The organism is Pseudoflavonifractor phocaeensis (assembly GCF_016901955.1).
Classification (GTDB): Bacteria; Bacillota; Clostridia; order Oscillospirales; family Oscillospiraceae; genus Flavonifractor; species Flavonifractor phocaeensis_A.
In genome coordinates this window covers 24,219-42,493 of record NZ_JACJLC010000006.1, presented here as the reverse complement: position 1 = coordinate 42,493, position 18,275 = coordinate 24,219, and the positions used below count along the sequence as shown (strand labels likewise).

12 protein-coding genes are annotated in these 18,275 nt (G+C 62.4%); 1 reads left to right on the top strand and 11 read right to left on the bottom strand.

The features are described from left to right. The first annotated feature begins 73 nt into the window (after positions 1–73). Positions 74–3,691 carry an S-layer homology domain-containing protein gene (locus tag H6B51_RS02585; protein ID WP_204882197.1) on the top strand — a complete coding sequence of 1,206 codons (3,618 nt, stop codon included), beginning with the start codon at positions 74–76 and terminating at the stop codon, positions 3,689–3,691. A gap of 84 nt (positions 3,692–3,775) precedes the next feature. Here H6B51_RS02585 and H6B51_RS02580 read toward each other — a convergent pair whose 3' ends face one another. The 11 genes from H6B51_RS02580 to H6B51_RS02530 form a co-directional block, all read right to left on the bottom strand. After that, the gene (locus H6B51_RS02580) at positions 3,776–4,189 is read right to left on the bottom strand and encodes a hypothetical protein (RefSeq protein WP_204882196.1); all 414 of its coding nucleotides are present in this window, start codon (positions 4,187–4,189) and stop codon (positions 3,776–3,778) included. 450 nt (positions 4,190–4,639) lie between these two features. Further along, the gene (locus tag H6B51_RS02575) at positions 4,640–4,939 is read right to left on the bottom strand and encodes an STAS domain-containing protein (RefSeq protein ID WP_204882195.1); all 300 of its coding nucleotides are present in this window, start codon (positions 4,937–4,939) and stop codon (positions 4,640–4,642) included. A gap of 24 nt (positions 4,940–4,963) precedes the next feature. Beyond that, positions 4,964–6,061 carry a phage tail protein gene (locus tag H6B51_RS02570; protein ID WP_204882194.1) on the bottom strand — a complete coding sequence of 366 codons (1,098 nt, stop codon included), beginning with the start codon at positions 6,059–6,061 and terminating at the stop codon, positions 4,964–4,966. A 13-nt stretch (positions 6,062–6,074) separates the two neighbouring features. Further along, positions 6,075–8,192, bottom strand: coding sequence for a baseplate J/gp47 family protein (locus tag H6B51_RS02565; protein ID WP_204882193.1), 2,118 nt, complete (start codon positions 8,190–8,192; stop codon positions 6,075–6,077). A gap of 40 nt (positions 8,193–8,232) precedes the next feature. Next, on the bottom strand, positions 8,233–11,253 hold the full coding sequence (locus tag H6B51_RS02560; RefSeq protein ID WP_204882192.1) for a baseplate J/gp47 family protein: 3,021 nt from the start codon (positions 11,251–11,253) through the stop codon (positions 8,233–8,235). Beyond that, positions 11,240–11,665 (bottom strand): GPW/gp25 family protein, encoded by a 426-nt coding sequence (locus tag H6B51_RS02555; protein WP_204882191.1) that lies wholly within the window; start codon positions 11,663–11,665, stop codon positions 11,240–11,242. The genes H6B51_RS02560 and H6B51_RS02555 overlap by 14 nt, the downstream gene beginning before the upstream one ends. Before the next feature lie 33 nt (positions 11,666–11,698). Then, entirely contained in the window at positions 11,699–12,520 is an 822-nt protein-coding gene (locus tag H6B51_RS02550; RefSeq protein ID WP_204882190.1) for a phage baseplate assembly protein V, read from the bottom strand. Next, the gene (locus tag H6B51_RS02545; protein WP_204882189.1) at positions 12,517–13,824 is read right to left on the bottom strand and encodes a phage late control D family protein; all 1,308 of its coding nucleotides are present in this window, start codon (positions 13,822–13,824) and stop codon (positions 12,517–12,519) included. Before H6B51_RS02545 ends, H6B51_RS02550 begins: the two co-directional genes overlap by 4 nt. A 28-nt stretch (positions 13,825–13,852) precedes the next feature. Next, positions 13,853–14,677: a CIS tube protein gene (locus H6B51_RS02540; RefSeq protein WP_204882188.1), complete on the bottom strand. Its 825-nt coding sequence runs from the start codon at positions 14,675–14,677 to the stop codon at positions 13,853–13,855. Between the two features lie 16 nt (positions 14,678–14,693). Beyond that, a complete protein-coding gene (locus H6B51_RS02535; protein WP_204882187.1) occupies positions 14,694–15,515 on the bottom strand; it encodes a CIS tube protein in 822 nt (273 codons plus the stop codon). Positions 15,516–15,539: 24 nt separating this feature from the next. Next, positions 15,540–18,272: a hypothetical protein gene (locus H6B51_RS02530; RefSeq protein ID WP_204882186.1), complete on the bottom strand. Its 2,733-nt coding sequence runs from the start codon at positions 18,270–18,272 to the stop codon at positions 15,540–15,542. Positions 18,273–18,275: the final 3 nt, after the last annotated feature.

The window sequence follows — 18,275 nt, the reverse complement described above, 5'->3', positions numbered from 1 at the left end:
GCCAACGGTTTTCTCGATTTTATAGAGTATGTTTCCTTGCCTAAAGTCTAAAAAAATTAAGGAGGAATACCAAATGAGAAACCTCAAGCGTGTTCTCAGCCTGGCTCTGGCCGCCATGATGCTCATGGGCATGATGGTCGTGGGCGCCAGCGCTGCGAACCTTGATTTCACCGACTCCGATGAAATCAAGAACACCGAGGCCGTGGAGGTCATGGTGGCGCTGAACGTCTTCAACGGTAAGGAAGACGGCAGCACCTTTGATCCCGCTGGAACTCTGACCCGTGAAGAAATGTCCAAGATCATCGCCTATGTGATGAACGGCGGTGTGGAGCCTGTGCTGGGCGTGAAGGAAGTGCCCACCTACTCCGATATCGACGGCATCTGGTCTGAGAAGTACATTGAGTACGCCACCAGCATGGGCATCATCGCCGGCGACGGCTCCGGCAAGTTCAACCCCAAGGACACCCTGACCGGTGAGCAGGCTGCCAAGATGCTGCTGACCGCCATGGGCTACAACGCCAATGTGTTTGGCTTTGTAGGCAACAGCTGGTCCACCAACGTGAACCGCTACGCCAACGAGGCTGGCCTGTACAAGGATCTGGGTAACCTGGATCCCTCCGCTCCCATTTCCCGTGACGACGCCTGCCAGTTGGCTTACAACGCCATCCAGGCTACCATGATGAAGCGCACCTGGGGCCAGGATCTGGCTACCGGTGAGGTCAGCGAGACCTATGTGCCCTGGACTGTGGAAAATCCTGTCACCGGTATCTCCACTGGCTGGAGTCTGCTGAATGATAAGTTCGACGGCACCATCAAGCTGGGCTATCTGGGCGGCTTCGACTATGACGAGAACAAGGGCCAGTGGACCTACTACTTCTACAACGGCAATGAGTACGGCGGCAACGCCATCAGCGCTCAGAAGGCCATTGACAACGGCACCGCTCTGAACTCCACCGTGGACTACACTGGTTTCTACGGCCAGCAGGTCAAGGTGATCTACAACGTGGAAGATGATGACGTCGTCTATGGCGTGTACGCCAACGACAGCTCCGTCATCGCCACCGGCGCCACCGGCGACATTGTGGATAATGCCATTGACAACACCGCCAAGACCATCAAGCTGGACGGCACCACCTATAAGCTGGGCGATGTTTCCGGTCGCATCGGCGTCTATGACACCGAGAATAATCAGGTCGCTGACGCTGCGCTGACTGCTCTGGCTGGCGACCACAGCAGCGCCTACACCTTCAAGCTGGTGGACAACACCGGCGACGGCAAGATCGACGCTGTCATCCGCACTCCCATGCGCGTGGCCAAGCTGAACTACATTGGCACCAGCACCATTAACTTTGGCGCCAACATCAACAACCTCACCACCGAGGACATCGTGATCTATGACGGCTATGCCGCCGGCGATTGGGTGTACTACACCAACTCCGCTTTCTCCACCACCCGTCAGGACACCATCGAGAAGGCCGAGCTCAAGACCGCTGTGGTGGACGGCGTCCGCGGCGACAACGACGTGGACACCTATGTGGACTACCAGCTGGACGGCAAGTGGTACGGCAAGACCACCGACAACGACGGTATCTACACTGTCAATGACGCCGAGGTTGACGACACCATCGAGTACGTGACCCTGGGCTCCACCGTCTTCTATGCCAAGATCGTGGACGTGGGCGCCACCACCAAGAACGTGGCCATGGTGATCACCGCCGATACCGTTGATCCTGAGGCTGATAACCTGGGCAACAACACCATCAAGGCCAAGCTGCTCTTTGCCGACGGTACCAAGAGCACTGTGACCATTTCCAAGATGAACGGCAAGACTCCCGATGTGGCTGATGATGATGCGAACGACGTCTCCTTCCGCGTGGGCAAGCTGGTGACCTACCGCCTGGACGGCAGCGATTATGAGCTGACCGACGTGTCTAAGGACAACCTGGCCGGCCACAAGGGCTTTGAGGACAATGATGTTGCTTACAACAACGAGAAGATCGGCACCTCCGAGCTGGCCGACGACGCCGTGGTGTACGTGCTGAAGGGCGCCGTTGCCACTGCCAGTGCTAACAACGACGGCAAGGTGTACACCGGCCGGGAGCTGAAGAACGCCTATGGTTCCGACGCCTTCGGCGGCAACGGTCAGGTCCTCACCAACAAGGTGGACGGCTTCACCTACGGCATGACCGCTGTTCTGTGCAACGACAACTTCCCCACCATTAACACCGGTTCTTACTACGGCTACCTGGTGGCCGCCACTTCCCGCAGCGCCAACGCCGACAACAAGACCGAGCTGACCTTCTCCATCTGGACCAAGGACAACGAGCTGATGGTGGCCAAGATGGAGAGCACCGACGCTCCCTCCGACTATCCCCGCGGCTCCGTCATCACTTATGACGTGGTTTCCGACGGCGTGATCAAGAACGTCTCCCTGGTGAACGTGACCACCGCTGTGGTCAGCGGCTGGAATGAGGCCGAGGGCAAGATCCAGTTTGCCAACGGTGCTGTGGCCAGCTCCAAGGTGGACGACGACACCACCGTCATCTACGTGGATTCCTCCAAGATGGAAGGCGCCGAGGGCGGCGTGATCCGTATCGCCGATAACACCCATAATCCTGCCGCGGATGTGATCGACGCCAACGATCAGGCCAACGTCCGTTACTACGGCTCCTCCACCGTGCTGGATCTGCTGGTGGTTGACATCAACAACAACATGGCCCCCAACCCCGCTGCCGGCCTGGTGGACGCCAACCTGAACGGCGAGACCGCTACTGATGATGACATCAAAAACGCCCTGAAGTCCGACGCTGAGACCGTGGTTCTGAGCGCGAAGAAAGAGGGCCTGACCCTGGATGGCGTCAACATCCCCGAAGACAAGACCCTGGCCGTGGCCGGCACCGTTACCCTGAAGAACAGCCAGATCAACGGCGTCCTGGATGTGGACAGCGCTACCGCTGTCACCCTGGACAAGGTCACCGTGGCCGGCAGCGCCGACCTGAGCGGCGTGGACACTGCCTTTAAGGACATTGTTACCGTTGCCAAGGGCGGCACTGTGAAGCTGGACGCCAACACCGAGGCTGACACTGGTCACATCCCCACCGGCACCCTGACCGTGGATGCTGGCGGCACTCTGAAGTCCGTGGACACCAGCAACACTGCTACCAACGGCGAGGAGGTCATCTTTGTGGGCCCCACCGCTGACGCTCGCATTCAGACCGTTAAGGGCACCTCTGTTGTGATCGAGTTTGTTAACAAGCATGGCAGCGATAACCGCCACAAGATGACCATCAACGGCAGCGCTACCATTCCCGCTGGCGAGACTTGGTGGGCCATGTTTGACAGCTCCATCAAGGACGATGAGGGCACTGAGGTCAGCAATGCTCAGGGCATCGACATGACCCTGGCCAGCGGTACCCTGACTGTCAATGGCACCCTGAATCTCTCTTCTGCCAGCAAGACCGGCAGCAGCCTGACTGTGGCTAAGGGCGCCGGGGTTGTTGTCAACGGCACCGTGGTGATTGCTGCCAAGGGCACTCTGACCGTCGATGGCACCTTTACCGGTACCGAGGGCGCCGTCCTGAAGGTCACCAAGGGTGCGACCATTACCGGTGTGGATGGTGTGGACGGTAGTGCTGACAAAACCTACACCTGTGACAAGAACGGCAAGTGGACTGCTGCTGTTCAGCCCTGATAAGAGCTGACCCACTGCAAGCCATGCCTGATTGATCCCACAACAAACCCGCCCCTGGGCAACTGTCCAGGGGCGGGTTTTATATTATGGCAGCATGGCAATATAATGATACGTGGTTTCCGGGTCATTGGTCCAGGGGCCGTAGGAAAATTCATAGCCGACCTGAAAGCCGTTTTCTGTCACCACGACGGACAGCTTTGTGTCGTCTCTGATGGCAGGATGACCCAATGATGCCAGGCCGCCCTTTCCGAAGTTGGCCGTTCCGTCCGCCCGGAGTACCAAAATCCAAACCGGAGAGAAGCCGAGCTGAATGGTACGGGTCTTATCTCCGTCGCCTGTATAGGTCCCAAATATGATTTCGGCCTTTTGGTTTGCGGTATCTTGGGCAGCCTTGATGGCGGCGTCGATCTTGGACAGATCGGTGTTGAAATCCGTCCGCACAAAGACGTCCTCCGGCACCCACTGGTGCAGCCCGTAGTTTGGTGTGTACGTTGCCATAAACAATCCTCCTTTTTCTTTGACCTTCCCCCCTGTGGGGGGAAGGTGGCCCGCCGGGCCGGATGAGGGGTGCGGTGCTGGCTACCGACCCGGCCCCGGCGTCCGCCATGCATGGCGGCCCTATGGACAAACCACCATGGCCCCGCCATGACCGGCGGGCGGCTGATAGCCGCCCCTACGGACGTATCGCGGTGGTCTGGCGGTGATCGGGCGGGCGGGTCTGGGACCCGCCCCTACGAATGGATCGCCGTACCCCGCCATTGTCCCCCCGCCCCTGGATGGGCGGGGGTTTTTTGTTGCACAGCGGGGAAACTCCCCCGGCGCAGCAAAAATCCCCACCCGGCAGCGGGTGGGGATGGGGTATGGCTTATGGGGTGTCGGCGGGCGGCCACAGGCCGCCCCTACACACGTACTACGGCAGCCTGGCGGTAAATGGCGGGCGGGTCAAGGTCAGCGGATGGTCAGGATATCCGCGAAGCCCACCGTCTCCAGCACCTGCATCACGCCGGGGGATACGTTGATCAGCACCATGGACGCCCGCTTGGAGGCGGCCGTCTTTTGGCCAATGAGCAGGGCCCGCAGGCCCGCGCTGCTGATGTAAGGGACCTTCTGGAAGTCCAGCACCACATCTTTGGCGGACCGGAAGGCCTCCAGGATCTTGCTCTGGAGCTGAGGGCTGGTGTTGGTGTCCACGCGGCCCTCAATGCTCAGGGTGACCTGGCTTCCCTCCCGCTTGGTGTTGATGGTCATATCGCATCCTCCTTCAACGGTCCGTTATTGCAGATAATACATCCCCGTCAGGGCGCTGCTCTCGTCCAGGCTGGCCGGACTGTTCTGCAGGACCGCGCCGTTCACATCCAGATAGCTGAACCCGTCCAGCGTGCCGCAGTCGCCCATAAACACAATGTTGGCCCGGCTGCGCAGGGGTTTGAACTGCTCCACCATCATCTGAAGCTTGGAGCGCAGCTTCTCGTCGGAACCCCGGTTGATGAGGATGGTGAAGTCGAAGGGGGTGTCCCCATAGAGGCTGCCGCCGCTCTCCTGCTGGGCGCCGGAGAGCAGGTTGCGCTCCACGATGTACACCGGCTCCTCCACAAAGAGCTTTACGATCCCCTCCACCGCCTGGCGGGTACCCTTCACGCTGAGCAGCGGATAGGCCGCCCGCAGCAGCCGCCGCAGCTCCTTTTCCGTCAGCAGGTCCCCGTCCAGCTCCAGACCCATCCAGCCCGCCAGCACCGGCAGCACCGCCGCCGGGGCGGTGTCCAGGTCGATGTAGGTGGCCAGGCTGTCGATGGTCTCGTCCAGGTCGTTGTACAGGGAGGAGAAAATGGACAGATACCGATGGAAGAAGTCGCTGTCGTTCTGGTAGACCTGGGGGAAGGTATCCAGAAAAATGTCCCCCGGGGCGTACACCCGCAGGTCGGACAGCTTCGCCGTCCCCACCCCGTCCAGCTCCAGCCACAGCCACAGGTAGCGGCCCTCCTGGCCGTAGAGCAGCACGTCCCGCTGACCGCTGTACTGCACCCCGTTGGCCAGGCCGAAGAGCTTCTCCTTCCGCTGGGCCGGCACGCTGTCGTCCAGCAGAAAATCGTCCACCGAGGTCACCTTCCCGCTCTGGATAAACTCAGGCTGGTTGGAGGCAAAGGCCCGGATGGTCAGGATCATGTCTCCCGCCAGCTCCAGACGCATGGCCAGCCGCCCCCACTTGCAGTCGGGCAGATTGCTGTCCAGCCGCCCCAGGATACAGAAGCGATGCACCGTGTCCTCGGTGGCCAGCAGGGACCCGTCCTCCCGCAGCTTGAAGCCCTGCCGCAGGCTGCGCTTGAGCCGGCTGTGATTCAATACAAATTTACGCTGTCCGTAATTGGCCATGGTATCTCACCTCTCATCTGTGCCGGCCATCCACGTCGTTGTGGAAGTCCAGCCGGAAGGTTCCGGGACAGCACAGGCTGGCCTCCCCCAGGCGGATATCGGTACCCACCAGGGCCGCCCCTTCCGTGGTGGCGGGAGAGAGATACAGAGTGTCCACCGCCGCCACACAGGGCAGGTCGGCCAGCTGACGGTAGATCTGGCTGAACCGTACCCAGCCGCCAAAGCTGTCGTCGCTGTGGACATGGTCCAGCAGCTTTTCCAAAAGCTGCCGCACCTCCCCCTCCGCCTGGCGGTAGTGGGGGCGGATGTACAGCACCGCCGTCACGTTGATGGGGATGTAACGGGGCTGCACCAGCTCCACCCGGGTGGTCAGCAGCCGCCGGGCCTCCAGATGAGCCCGGATCTGCCGCAGGTACTCCGCCGAGAGCTTGGGGTATCTCTCTTCAGTATAAGGCTTTATCACTACTTTGACAAGGTTTTCCTCAGGAATCGCCTGGGCTTTTACCTTGTGGATACACAGGCCCGGGGTCTCCATGGCCAGGCGCTCATAGTCCAACGGCAGCACCGCCGTGTTCACCTGCCGCATGGTCTGGACAAACCGGCGGCGCAGCTCCTCCGGGTCCTCCCAGCTCTGGCCGCCCCGGCCGGGGGCCGGGCTGTGGAACACGGTCTGCTTCTCCATCCCCACCGGCCCGCTGGTATGGGTCAGGCGGTTATCCGCCCGGATGTTGCCCACCACGCCCCGGGTGACGGCGCAGTCACACAGGTACAGCCGGTACTCCACTCCCACCCCGGGGTGGACGATGCGCACCGTCCCCTGCCGGGACTGCACCCGATAGCACAGCCGGTCCGGATCGGTATTGCCCGGGGCCACAAAGCGGTATTCCATCTCCCCGTCCTCGCCGGGAGTCTCGGCAATGAGGGAGAACTGGTCGGGCAGCAGGTCGCGCACAAGATCCAGAGGGATCTCCTGGTCCTCATAGCCGTACACCACTCCCAGGTCCCGGTGATGGACCATCTCGCCGTTGTAGCACACCACCCGCACGGCTCCCCATCCCCGGCCGGGGGCGAAGCCAAAGCGGGTCTTGTCAAAGGTAATCACTACCCCGTCCTCCCGCTCCTCCAGCAGGTAGTAGCGGCCCTTCTCCCCCACCCCGGCGTACCGCTGATACAGCCGGTAGGGTTGACCGCTCTTTTCCCGGCAGTAGACGAAGAGGAAGCCCTGGGCGGCCAGCTGGCTTTTGACCTCCACCCGGGCGCTCCCCTGAAAGAGGTAGCACTTGGCCAGGGTCTCCTTCTGCTCCACCGGGAAGAGGTTCACCGCCAGGGTGGTGAGCCGGGGAGCCCGGTCATACCGGGCCTCCTCCAGCAGGCAGCGCAGGGCGTAGCCCTCCTGAGGCGCCTCCCCAAAGGGGACGGGAGCTCCCTTGTCCAGGGTGAGGGTCACCGGCCCGCTGACCAGGAAGGCCCGTGTCTCATCCACGGCGGTGGCGTCCTGCCAGCCCTGGGCGGTGTAATACTGCCAACGGGTGCGGGCAAATATGGGCCCCTCCGCTCCGTTGAAGGGGTTTCGCTCAGCCTCGCCGGCCACCTGCATCCACATACGCAGGGTCTCCCCCTCCGCCGGAAAACCGTCCAGCAGCAGGCACAGGCTGGCTCCCCGCTCGGGCTGGGCACCGAAGATAAGGGCAGAGCCCACCTTGGCGTCCATCAGGTAGGTCACGTCCCGATAGCCTCCCTCCGGATCAACAGCGTACACTGTCTTCAGCGTCCAGGGGGTCAGAGAGGTGACCTGCTCGGTCTCAAAGGTCAGGGAGCCCGCCTTCAGCTGGTACTGGGCCGGCAGGGTCCGGGGAGGCTCCTCCGGCGTCTGCACCAGCACGGTGGCGCTCTTGTTCTCCCGGGGGGTATGGCCCAGCAGCTTGAGCATGGCCCGGCGGATGTCGTCGGTGACCTCGTTGACACGGCGCTGCTGCAGCAGGTTGAAGGCCGTCAGATTCTCCAGCACGGTGATGCCGGGGTCGGAGACGTTGAAGTTGGTCCACTCCTCCGAGTAGAGAGGGATCTGCTCAACGGCCTCTTTCAGCAGCTCCTCATAGGTTTTGTTGTTCAGGTCAATGCTGTTGAGCATGGCCACACCTCCCGGGCGGTATCCTGGCGCGCCTCAGGCCTCAGACCTGGGGCAGCTCCACATAAACGCGGTGGTTGCCGCTGACTGCAATGGCAAAGGGGTTGTGGGGCAGTTCGTCCAGGGCGCACTCGTGGCTCCCCCACCGGTCCAGATAGCGGGCGGTGATGATGAAGCGCTTGATGTGCATGGGGCCCCGGATGGACTGGAGCATGATGCGCATCTGGGCCTCGGTGGGCAGCCGGCCGATGTCCCAGCCGGGGCCGTCCCCCTTGCCCAGGGGGTCCAGGTAGGCTTTGATGCTGTCCCGGATCAGGTTCTGTACGTCAAAGGAGCGATGGGCGTCGTCAGCCACCGCCCACACGTCCACCGACACCTCCACATACACCGGCTCGGTGAGCTGGAGCTCCTGCCGGGTGACGGTGGCCTCGCACCGCTCCAGCAGCCGGTTCATGAGCCGGTCCTTGATGGAGTTGAAGGAGTAGGCCCCGTCGGCGTAGTCCCGCATGAGCACGGCGATGGTGATCTGGCCGGGGGCCTCCTGGCCGCTGAGATCCCGACCCGCCAGGCACTTCACCTTCTCGATGGCGTCGGAGAAGGCCTCCACCTCCCGGACGTAGTCCAGCTGGCTCACCAGCCGGTTACGGCCGCTGACGATGTTGGCTCCCCTGCGGTGAGCGGAGGTGATGTGCTCCAGGTCGCTGCCGGCAAAAGTGGCGATGGGATTGGACACGCTGTCCACATAGAGCATGCCGTCAAAGAGAGAGTTCACCGCCCCGGCGGGCAAATTGCCCTTAGAGCCCCGGCAGCACTGGACCTGCACGGTGAAGGCCACCCCGCCTCCGGCCTGGGGGATACGGACGTGGACCCCGTCGCCAAAAACGATGCGGTTGTTCATCCGGTCGATGACGTAGTGGCGGTCCTCCGGCTTGGACTGATCAAAATTCTCCACCTCGGTCCACCGGACGTAGAAGGACTGGATGCTCCCCAGGAAGTCATAGCTCACCCGCACGTCCTCCGGCCGCTGGGCAGCCAGCTGGCGCATGGCGGGCTCGCTCATACTGTCACGCTCGTTGACAAACACCTCGGCGGAGAGGATGTTCTCCGCCGCCAGGGGATAGCTCATGCCGGCGATGGCGGAGCGGACATAGAAGGCCTCCTCCGGCAGGGTCTCCACATTGCGGATCTCCACGGCGTTGATCTGAATGGAGTTGATGAGGGCATGGTAGCGGCTCTGGTCGTCAAAGGCCCGGCCCTCATCCACCAGCCGCAGCCACCACCGGGACACTCCCTCCACCTCCATGGGGGCGAAGTCGGAGGGGGGCATAAACACCAGGGTGCCCGCCCCGGCCATGTTGTCGGTGTTGTCGATGACCCGCAGGGGCTTCCAGCCCCCGATGGTGGAGTATTCAAAGGCGATGGGAGCCTCCTCAAAGTGGTTGTTCTCCTGAACATTGAAGAGGATGCTCACTGGAGCCCCCTCCATTGGTCCGTCAAAGCCCAGACAGAGAGTGTGATCGGACTGGCTCAGGGGCTTGAAGGCGGCGATAGCACCGCCCGTCGCTATCTGGGCGGTCACGTCCTCCACCCGGGTGCCCCACACCGTCCGCAGCCGTTGGGGGGCCTGCCAGCTGTCCTGGAAGTCATAGGAGATGGTGAGTTCTTCCATCACCGGCATGTTGTGGATGCAGGGATGGAGGTAGCAGTTGTCCGCCCGCAGCAGCCGGACGCGCAGGGTACGGCAGTCCCAGCCCCCTACCGGGGAGGGCTGCCATTGCTCGGGACAGCGGAAGGTGATCTCTACCTGGCCGGGGTGCTCCCCGTCAAAAAGGGTGGACCAATCCTGGGTGCACACCAGCTTCCGCCAGCCAATGCCGTTGAAATACTCCAGGGCGATCTGCTGAGCGCAGGTGGTGGCGGTCTGATAGGTGATGACCTTTGGCTTGCGCTTGATGATCTTCAGCTCTTCCGCCTCCTGCTGGGGAGTGAAGTCCACCAGCCGCTTGGCGAAGGACAGCTTGAACCGAAGGGTCACCATGGCCCCGGCCTGGGAAAAGATCTTCTGGTGACCAATGTAGCACTCGTCAAAAAGAGAGGCGGTGCTGCCGAAGGGCTGGAAGCTTTCCGGATCCAGCTCCCGGTCGTTGTGTGTGACAAAATCGGGCCGTACCGGACCGCAGGAAGAAGCCAGCTTCACCCGGTCCACACTGATGGTCTGGCTGGGGCTGTGGACGGGCTGGAGACATACCATCTGGTACTCTTCTCCATCCAGGGTCAGAGGGATGCTCTCCCCCTCCCGGCGCAGAGCCACCCCGGCTGCTTTCCGCTCTACCTGATAGGGGACCAGTCCCTCGCCATCAAAATAGCTCCAGCTGTACTGCTCCGGATCGGCAAAGTCCACCCCGTCAGCGCCGTCGGGCTGGCTCAGTTCCACCCGCACCGCCGCTCCCTCCACGATGTCAAAGGCGCTCTTGTGGTAGAGGAGCAAAGCATTCTGCTCGATGCCGGGAGCAGAATAGTCAAACAGGGAGATGGGACCCAGCTGGGGCTCCTCAGTCTCGGGCTGGGGCCGCTCATTCCGAAGGGGCAGGAATTTGGCGGGCTCCGGCCCTCCCAGAAGGGGAATGATCTTGCCGAAGCGGCCAGACAGGGCCACCACATCGGTAAGCCTGGCGCTGGTGAGGTACACGTCCCCGATGGTCTCAAAAATCACCGGCGTCTCGTCCTCCCCCACCCCCACCAGCTTGGTGCCCCGAGGCAGGTCCAGGCCGGGCACTGTGTCGGCCACCAGGGTAGCCACCGCCACGCCAGAGGCAGGATAGGCTGGCCGGAGGGATACCCCCAGCAGGTTAACAAACTCGGTGTGATATTTTCCGATGACCTGGTTCAGCCGCTCCAGATTGCCCGCCATCTGTTTGGCAAAAATCAGGGCCAGAACACCGCCCACGTCGGGGCGGACCCGGTCAAAACGCCATTCCGGCGTATAGGACGCGGCCAGCCGCGCGATCTGCTCCTGTAGATCCTCCGCGGTACGCCCGTCCAGGATCAGTTCATCCCTGGGCAATTTGGTCGGCCTCCTCTCTGTCGGCGCTCAGATAAAAGGGAAATACCAGGTTGTCCCGGGTATTGGTGGCGGTAACGGTGTAGTCCAGGTTGACGATAAGGCAGCCAGGCTGGCTTTCAGAGTCGATGCGCACGTCCACCTGGGAGATACGGGGCTCCTGCTCCAGCAGCAGGGCCTGGATATCCCGGGCCATGATAGACAGCATGGTCACCGAGGTGTCCATAAAGGTATAGCTCATGAGCTGACCGCCAAAGCCAGGCTCCAGCCAACGCTCCCCCCGGTTGGTCATGAGGATGAGGTATACCGACTCCTTTACGCTCTGCTCCCCGGACGACAGGGCGAAGCGCCCCGTCCCGGCGTCCACCTGGGGGGGGAACTTCATGCCTGTACCCAAAAACCGCTTGTCGTCCATACCGGACCCTCCTTACTCCCCGTTTCCCTGGGGTCAGCCGATCTTGATGGGGCTGCCGCTCACATTGACAGGCCCGCTGCTCTCCAGCTTGAGCACCGAATTGGCCTTGCCACTGAGCTGGTTGCCCTCCAGCTTGAGCATACCGTCGGTCTTGTTGGTGACGCCCTTGCTGGCCTCCACGGTGACGGTGTCCGCCGTCAGCTTCACGGTACCCATATTGGCGTCCATAGTGAGGGTGATATTATCCCCCACCTTGATCTCCACTTTTTTCTCAATCTTTACCGTCAGGGTGCCGGACTCGTCCTTGGTGCTCATCTCAATGCTGTTCTTCCCATCCTTATCCTTGATGAGGATCTTCTGGTTCTCATTGTCCATAAGGACGGTGTGCTGCTTACCGGCAGTCTGGATGGTGATCTTATCCTTGGACCCCTGCTCATCCTCGCTGTCGTCATCAAAGCAGATGGTGCTTCCGTTTTTGGTGACGATGCGCTTGATGGTGTTCTTTTCGTTGGCCGAGCCGGTGAGAAAGCTGTCGGTATCCTTGTTGACACAGGCGATGATGTAGGGCCGCTCGATGTTGCCTCCCTCGAAGGCCAGCAGCACCTGGTCCCCCACCTCGGGCATGAAGTAGTGTCCCCACTTCTTGCCCCCGGAGGGCATCGCCAGCCGGGCCCACTTGAGCTCGTTTGCCTTCTCGTCCCGGGTGGGGATGGTAACACACACCCGGCCCTTCATACTCTGATGATAGTTGCTGGCCACCTGGCCCACCATGACGCCGTAGACCCGGGTGTCTCCCGTCTCAGTTTTGGTGGACTGGCGCTCGGAAATATCATTGATGATGTCATACAGGCTCATAGATTGATCATTCCTCCCAGCCCGGTACTCAGGTTGCCCGCTCCGGCCAAGGTGCTCTGCAGCTTGTTGGCGCAGCCGGTGATCCGGGTGCGGTATCCGCCGTCGCTGGTAAAGTCGTGGGTGACCTCGGTGAGATAAAAGCTGTTGTCGGCGGGGGAGCCCAATCCCTCCACCTTGATGAACCGTCCGGGGACCATCTCCGGGGTGCCGATGCACTCAGCCTCCAGGCTGCCCAGCCGGTAGCTCATCTGCTCCATCAGGGAGTCCACCCTCGACTGGGCCTGGGTGGTGCTGTTGATGGTGGGGTCGATATACACCTTGGTGCCGCCGCTGACCAGCTTTTTGGCGCTGTTTCCGGTGGAGATGCTGGCCCCCATGGATGGAAAGGTGCTCTTGGCGGAGATCACCTTGCCCGCCCCCGGGTCCATAGCCCTGGCCTCAATGGTGCCCACCAGGCTGGTGAGGCTGTACTCCACCCGGAAGCTGACCATCAACCCCTCAGGCCCGATGGTGATCAGGTTGCTGGTGTCCTTTTTGGCCTTGCGGAAGAGCACCTTGCCCCGATCCACAAAAAACTCATAATTAAACTTTTTGGCCGCCTTCACCACGAACTCATAGTCGCTCTCACTGACCATTTCCACGGTGTACGCACTCTCGGTGGTAGGCGGAGGATCATCCGGAGTGGAATCCACCTCCACCCCGGCCACAGCGCCGGAGGATTTCAGGGTCTCATAGACGGTACGTTGAAGCACCTCGTTCACCGCTCGGCTGTAGCTGCGGGCGGTACATTGTCTGGCATAGAGTCCCCCCATCATCATGCCCTTCAGGTCCATACAGCTGACCTCGATATAGGGCAGCTGGGCCTCGGCATATCCAAAGGTCACCCCCGCTACAAAACCCACGAACACTGTCTCACGGGTGCCCAGGTAGCCCAGCTTGATGGTCACCGAGTTGCCCATGACCACCTGACTCTTCAGCTCGTCAAACCGGAAGTTGCCTCCGCTGGTGGTTTTTTTGTACACGTTGTAAATGCGGAAGGTTGCGATGGAGGCCTCAAAGCCGGCGCTGAGCTCGATGTGGATATCGTTGACCATCATATCGACACTGTCGCTGAGCAGCGCCTTGCCACCCAGCAGGATCTCCGCCCGGGGGTACTGGAGGTCCTGGTATTTATTCATCATGGTGCTGTAGGTCAGGTTGGTGAAGGTGGTCGGTCCGGCCAGGCCAGACAAGCCCCCCAGGCTGTTGGAGCTCATACTGCTGAAATTACTTGCCGAGCTGGTAACGGTATCTAACAGGCCCATATCCTATCCTCCCGGGACGTACCGGCTGTCAGAAGCCGATGTTGATCAGGTTTTTTACTTTGTCCAGGCCGCTCCTGGCCCCCACCTCGTTGACCCCGTTGGCGAAAAACTTCTGGAAGGCGGTATCCCAGTAACTGGCGTCCGTCTTATCGTCTACCTGTTGGGTGATGTTCAGCCGCACCGTGCCACGGACGGGCCTGCCGCTGGTGGAAAACATGGTATACTTGGCCTGTGCCTCGGTGACCTCCCCCACAAAGCTCATATCCGCCCACTGGAACTTGATGTTCCGGGTGGTGTCGCTCTGCATCAGGCCGATGAAGGCGTTGATCTGAGCCTGGACTGAGAATGTCCTTCCAAGGGCGGCGTTTACCACATTGGACACCGTCTGGGCAGACAGGCCGCTGGTAAATTTCTCTACCATGAAGCTGTCCGCAATGTTCATATCGTCAAAGACCAGCTCCACCGACATCACCACCGACGGGGGGCGCACCAGGTTGGCGGGCACCGCGTTGTCCAGGTTTTGCTGCAAATTCTGGAACCGGACCGATTCGGCGTTGGCCTGAATGGAGATGCTGGAGGGGTTATACTGTACCACCAGCCGCTTCTGGCCGGCGGCCCCGGGCACCGTGCTGGTGGTGCTGCCCGCCAGGCCGCTCACTGAGCCCAGGGCGGTACTGGGCGCCGTGCTGGCCGCGCTGGCCGCCGCGTTGGCCAGGCCGCTGCCCAATCCTGCGGCAGGGGAAGCTGAGGCGGCAGCAGTGGCCGTCTCAATGGTGATAATGGCCTTATTGGGGCTGCCCAAAATGCTGTTTAACGCTCCGCTGAGCATGGAGCTCAAAATCGCGTTTGCCACAGACGTTCCACCTCCCTTAGAAATTCAGCAGGCTGCCCATACCCTGGGTCAGGGAGCCGATGCTGGTCCCGGTCCCGCCAAAGGCTTTTTGGAAATCGCTCTGCCAGTTGCCTCTGGTGGCGGCGGTGCTGCTGTCCTGCCGCAGGCGCATGAGCACCTGGGCCCGCACCGGCCTGCCGCTGGTGGAAAACATGGTGTACTGGGCCATGATGGTGTTCAGCTGACCGCTGAAGGAGAAGTCGGCCCAGTGAAAGGTGATCCGCCGGGTGTAGATGTTCCGCAGGGCGGCCACCAGACCTTCCACCTGGGTCTGGACGGTCCACACCTTGCCTTTGGTCCCAGCCACCGCGCTGGCGATATTGACCGCAGACTGGGCAGACACGCCGGAGGTAAATTTCTCCCACATGAAGCTGTCAGACAGATTGACCGCGTCGAAATACAGCCGGAGAGTCAGGTCCACCCGGGGCTTGCACAGGTCGTTGAGCAGGCTCTGGGCCCCCCCGTCCAGGGCGTTGGCCATGTTCTGGGGAAAGGCCACACTGTCCAGCTGGATCTCCGAGGGGTTGAACTGGACCTTGAAGGTCTTTTTCTCAAAGTTGCCGGCGGCAAATGTCTGTCCGGCCACCGCCTGGGCCGCATTGCTCAGGATATTAGTGTCGCTCTGGGTCAAGGGCCCGCCGGCACTGGAATTGCTGATCTGCGTCATCATCTGGTTGGCGGTAGCGGCCGCCGCCGCCCGGTAGTCCTCGATCTCCAGGATGGCCTGCTCCAGATTGCCGAACAGGGAGTTGGCCGCGCTGGTGATGCCGCTTTTTAACGTATTGCCGATGCCTGCCATGGACGTTTCCTCCTTCCTCCGGAATTAAAACCGGCCGCGACGGTTCCGCTCGGTCTGGAGCCTGCGCTCCATCTGGCGGTACACCTGGCTGGTGATCTGGTTCATCTGCTGCGCCATGGTCCGGTTGATCAGGGCGGTGATATCCTCGGTGGTGTGGTCCACCACCTGGCGGTTGATTTCATTGATCTGAGTCTGGCTGGTGGACTGGCGGGTGATCTCTTCGTGGACGGGCTGCTGGATGGTCTGCTGGGTACGCTGCTCCTCCAGCCGCTGAATCAACTCCTCATAGGCGGAGTTGTCCTCCCGCTTGAATACAAACGGCAGTTTTTCCCAGCTGCCCGGCCGATGGGGTTGAGCCCCTCTCCGGCGGGCCCCCTCCCGCAGGTGCTCCAGCGCCTGCTCCCCTGCCGGGGGCAGCTGGGGTTCCTCTGTCGCGGGGGACGGGAAGTGGAGCGCCGCCCCCTCCCCCGGCTGTTCGGCTGCTGCCTGACGCTGGGCAGTGTCGGCATTGAAGGCCCCCACATTGCTGGCGTGGACCAGTCCCTCCGCCACCGCGGCCCGGGGATCCCGCTGGTATTTCACCACCGTCTCGTACAGCTTCCGGGTCATCGGGTCGGCCTGCCGCAGGATCTGCTCCACCTGGGGCGGGACGCTCCCCTGGGTCGGCTCCTCCTGACGGGCCTCCTCCAGCTGCCGCAGCACCAGCTCAGGCTGCTCCAGGGCCCGGAGGGCGTCGGCCCGGGTTCGGGCCTGGTCGGCGGCGGTGGGCCTCACCTGGCGCACCTGGGGCTGCTCCATGGTCCGGATCCGCTCTACCCGCTCCCGGTTTAGCCGGTCGATCTCCCGCAGCTCCCGCATGAGCTGCTCCGGGGTGGCCTGGGCCGCCGGCACGGCGGCGGAGACGGTCGCTTCCCCTTCCTCCTGCGGAAGGGTAGCCTCACGGTGGACCTGCTCCGCCGGCGGAGCTGGAGCGGCAGCGGTCTTTTGTTCCGTATAGATATGCTGGGTGGTCTGGCGCTCCCCCTCCTGCCGCAGCACCTCCAGGGTCTGGCGGATCTGGCGGTCAGGCGGGATCTGGGCTGCCGGCTGATCGGACAGGGGGATGGACTGCTGCTCCAGCACCACGGTGTCCCGCTCCATCCCCGCCAGCTCCCGCAGGGTAAGGGCCGCCTGCCGGCTGGTGTGGTAGAGCTCCTCCTGGCGCAGCTCCCGCAGCCGCTCCACCGTCTCCCGGATGGCGGGAGACTGGGAAGCCGCCCTGCCCTCCTCGCCCGGCAGGATGGTTTCCCGCAGGGTCTGGCGGATCAGCTGGGCGGCAGATTCGGCGGGGGGCGCCCCGGCGGGCGTCTCCTCCCCGGGGGCCTGCCCGGTCTGGCGGTAGATCAGGCTTTCCCGCTGCCGCCGCAGGATGGTCCGCAGGGTCTCCTCATCCCGCTCCTCCGGACGGAGCTCAGGCCTGGCCGGGCGGCTGTCAGGCCGGCGCTCCCGGCCCAAGATCTGCTGGGTCAGGTTGGTGAGCTCCAGGGTGGTGAGCCCGGTCCTGCCCTCGGTGGGCGGACCCTCCGGCTTCTCCCTCTCGGGGGCCTGGCCGGGGGCCAGATAGGTGAGCTCCGCCGGGCTCTGGAGCCCGGGCGGGAATGCCTCGCCCGCCGCCGGAGCTCCCGTCCGTTCCAGGGTCTCCCTGGTGTGCCAGCTCTCTCCCAGCTGCCGGAGGGTCTGGATCTCCCGCTCCTCCAGGGCCCGGTACCAGCTGTGGTAGCTGTCCCCGTCCCGGAAGCGGTTGGTGTTCTGGGTGTGGTAGGTCTCAAAGCGGCTCAGGGAGTTCTCCGCCACCTGGGTCAGGCTGTGGTTCAGGGTGAGCCAGGTGTCTTTGTCGGTCATATGCCGCTCCAGGGTGTGGGTGAGCATATGGTCCACAGTGGTCAGCAGGGCGGCCTCGGCGGCCTGGGAGAGCACCTGCTCCTGGGTCTCCGGCGGGGGGAGGATATCTCCCTGCTCATACCGGTTCACATGGTGGTGGAGGGCCACCGCTCCGCCGTACACGTTGTGCCGGCGCTCCTCCTGAAGCCTGAGGGACTGGCTCACCCGCAGCTGCTCCGACAGGCGGAGCTCCTGGTTGGTGAAGGTGTCCCCCAGGCCGGTGACGTTGTGGTAGAAGGCGGCCACCTGCTGGTAGATATCCCCGGTGCCCAGCCGGTGGTAGATGTCCTGGTGGAGGTAATACCGGGGAGCGGGGGCCTGCTTCCCGGCCGCCTCACCGGCGGAGGCGGCGGCTTCCTTGCTGCCGCCCTCCCCCTCCTGCCGGAGGGTGGTGAGAGCACGCCGGGTGGTCTCCTGGCGGTACAGCCGGGTGAGGGTGGTCAGATTTTCCTGCTCCTCCCGCAGCCGCCGCACCTCCTCCATGAAGTGGGAGACATCCTGGACCCCCAGCTTGCGCAGCACCGAGGTGATATACACCTGATCCTGATAGGTAAAGTGGTGGTCCTGGTTGAGGACGATGCGGTTAAGGACATTGTTGACCACGTCCACCTTGGTCTGCTGGATATCGGTGAAGGCGTTGCGCAGCTCCAGGCTGCTCACGCCCCCCAGGTCCTCGGGGAACTCCGGCGGAGTGGTCACCAGAAACAGCAGGTCCTTGGGGGCGATGCGGGCGGTCATCAGGCCGTAGTTGCCGTTGAGCCGCTGGCCGAAGGCCTCGGTGCCCCCGGTGAGGGTCAGACCGGTTTTCAGTTGGATGGGTTCTCTCAGGGTCAGCATACC

Coding starts and splice junctions, on each gene's coding strand:
- H6B51_RS02555 (WP_204882191.1), bottom strand. CDS start 11,665: ATGGACGACAAGCGGTTTTTGGGTACAGGCATGAAGTTCCCCCCCCAG.
- H6B51_RS02585 (WP_204882197.1), top strand. CDS start 74: ATGAGAAACCTCAAGCGTGTTCTCAGCCTGGCTCTGGCCGCCATGATG.
- H6B51_RS02530 (WP_204882186.1), bottom strand. CDS start 18,272: ATGCTGACCCTGAGAGAACCCATCCAACTGAAAACCGGTCTGACCCTC.
- H6B51_RS02570 (WP_204882194.1), bottom strand. CDS start 6,061: ATGGCCAATTACGGACAGCGTAAATTTGTATTGAATCACAGCCGGCTC.
- H6B51_RS02550 (WP_204882190.1), bottom strand. CDS start 12,520: ATGAGCCTGTATGACATCATCAATGATATTTCCGAGCGCCAGTCCACC.
- H6B51_RS02575 (WP_204882195.1), bottom strand. CDS start 4,939: ATGACCATCAACACCAAGCGGGAGGGAAGCCAGGTCACCCTGAGCATT.
- H6B51_RS02545 (WP_204882189.1), bottom strand. CDS start 13,824: ATGGGCCTGTTAGATACCGTTACCAGCTCGGCAAGTAATTTCAGCAGT.
- H6B51_RS02580 (WP_204882196.1), bottom strand. CDS start 4,189: ATGGCAACGTACACACCAAACTACGGGCTGCACCAGTGGGTGCCGGAG.
- H6B51_RS02535 (WP_204882187.1), bottom strand. CDS start 15,515: ATGGCAGGCATCGGCAATACGTTAAAAAGCGGCATCACCAGCGCGGCC.
- H6B51_RS02565 (WP_204882193.1), bottom strand. CDS start 8,192: ATGCTCAACAGCATTGACCTGAACAACAAAACCTATGAGGAGCTGCTG.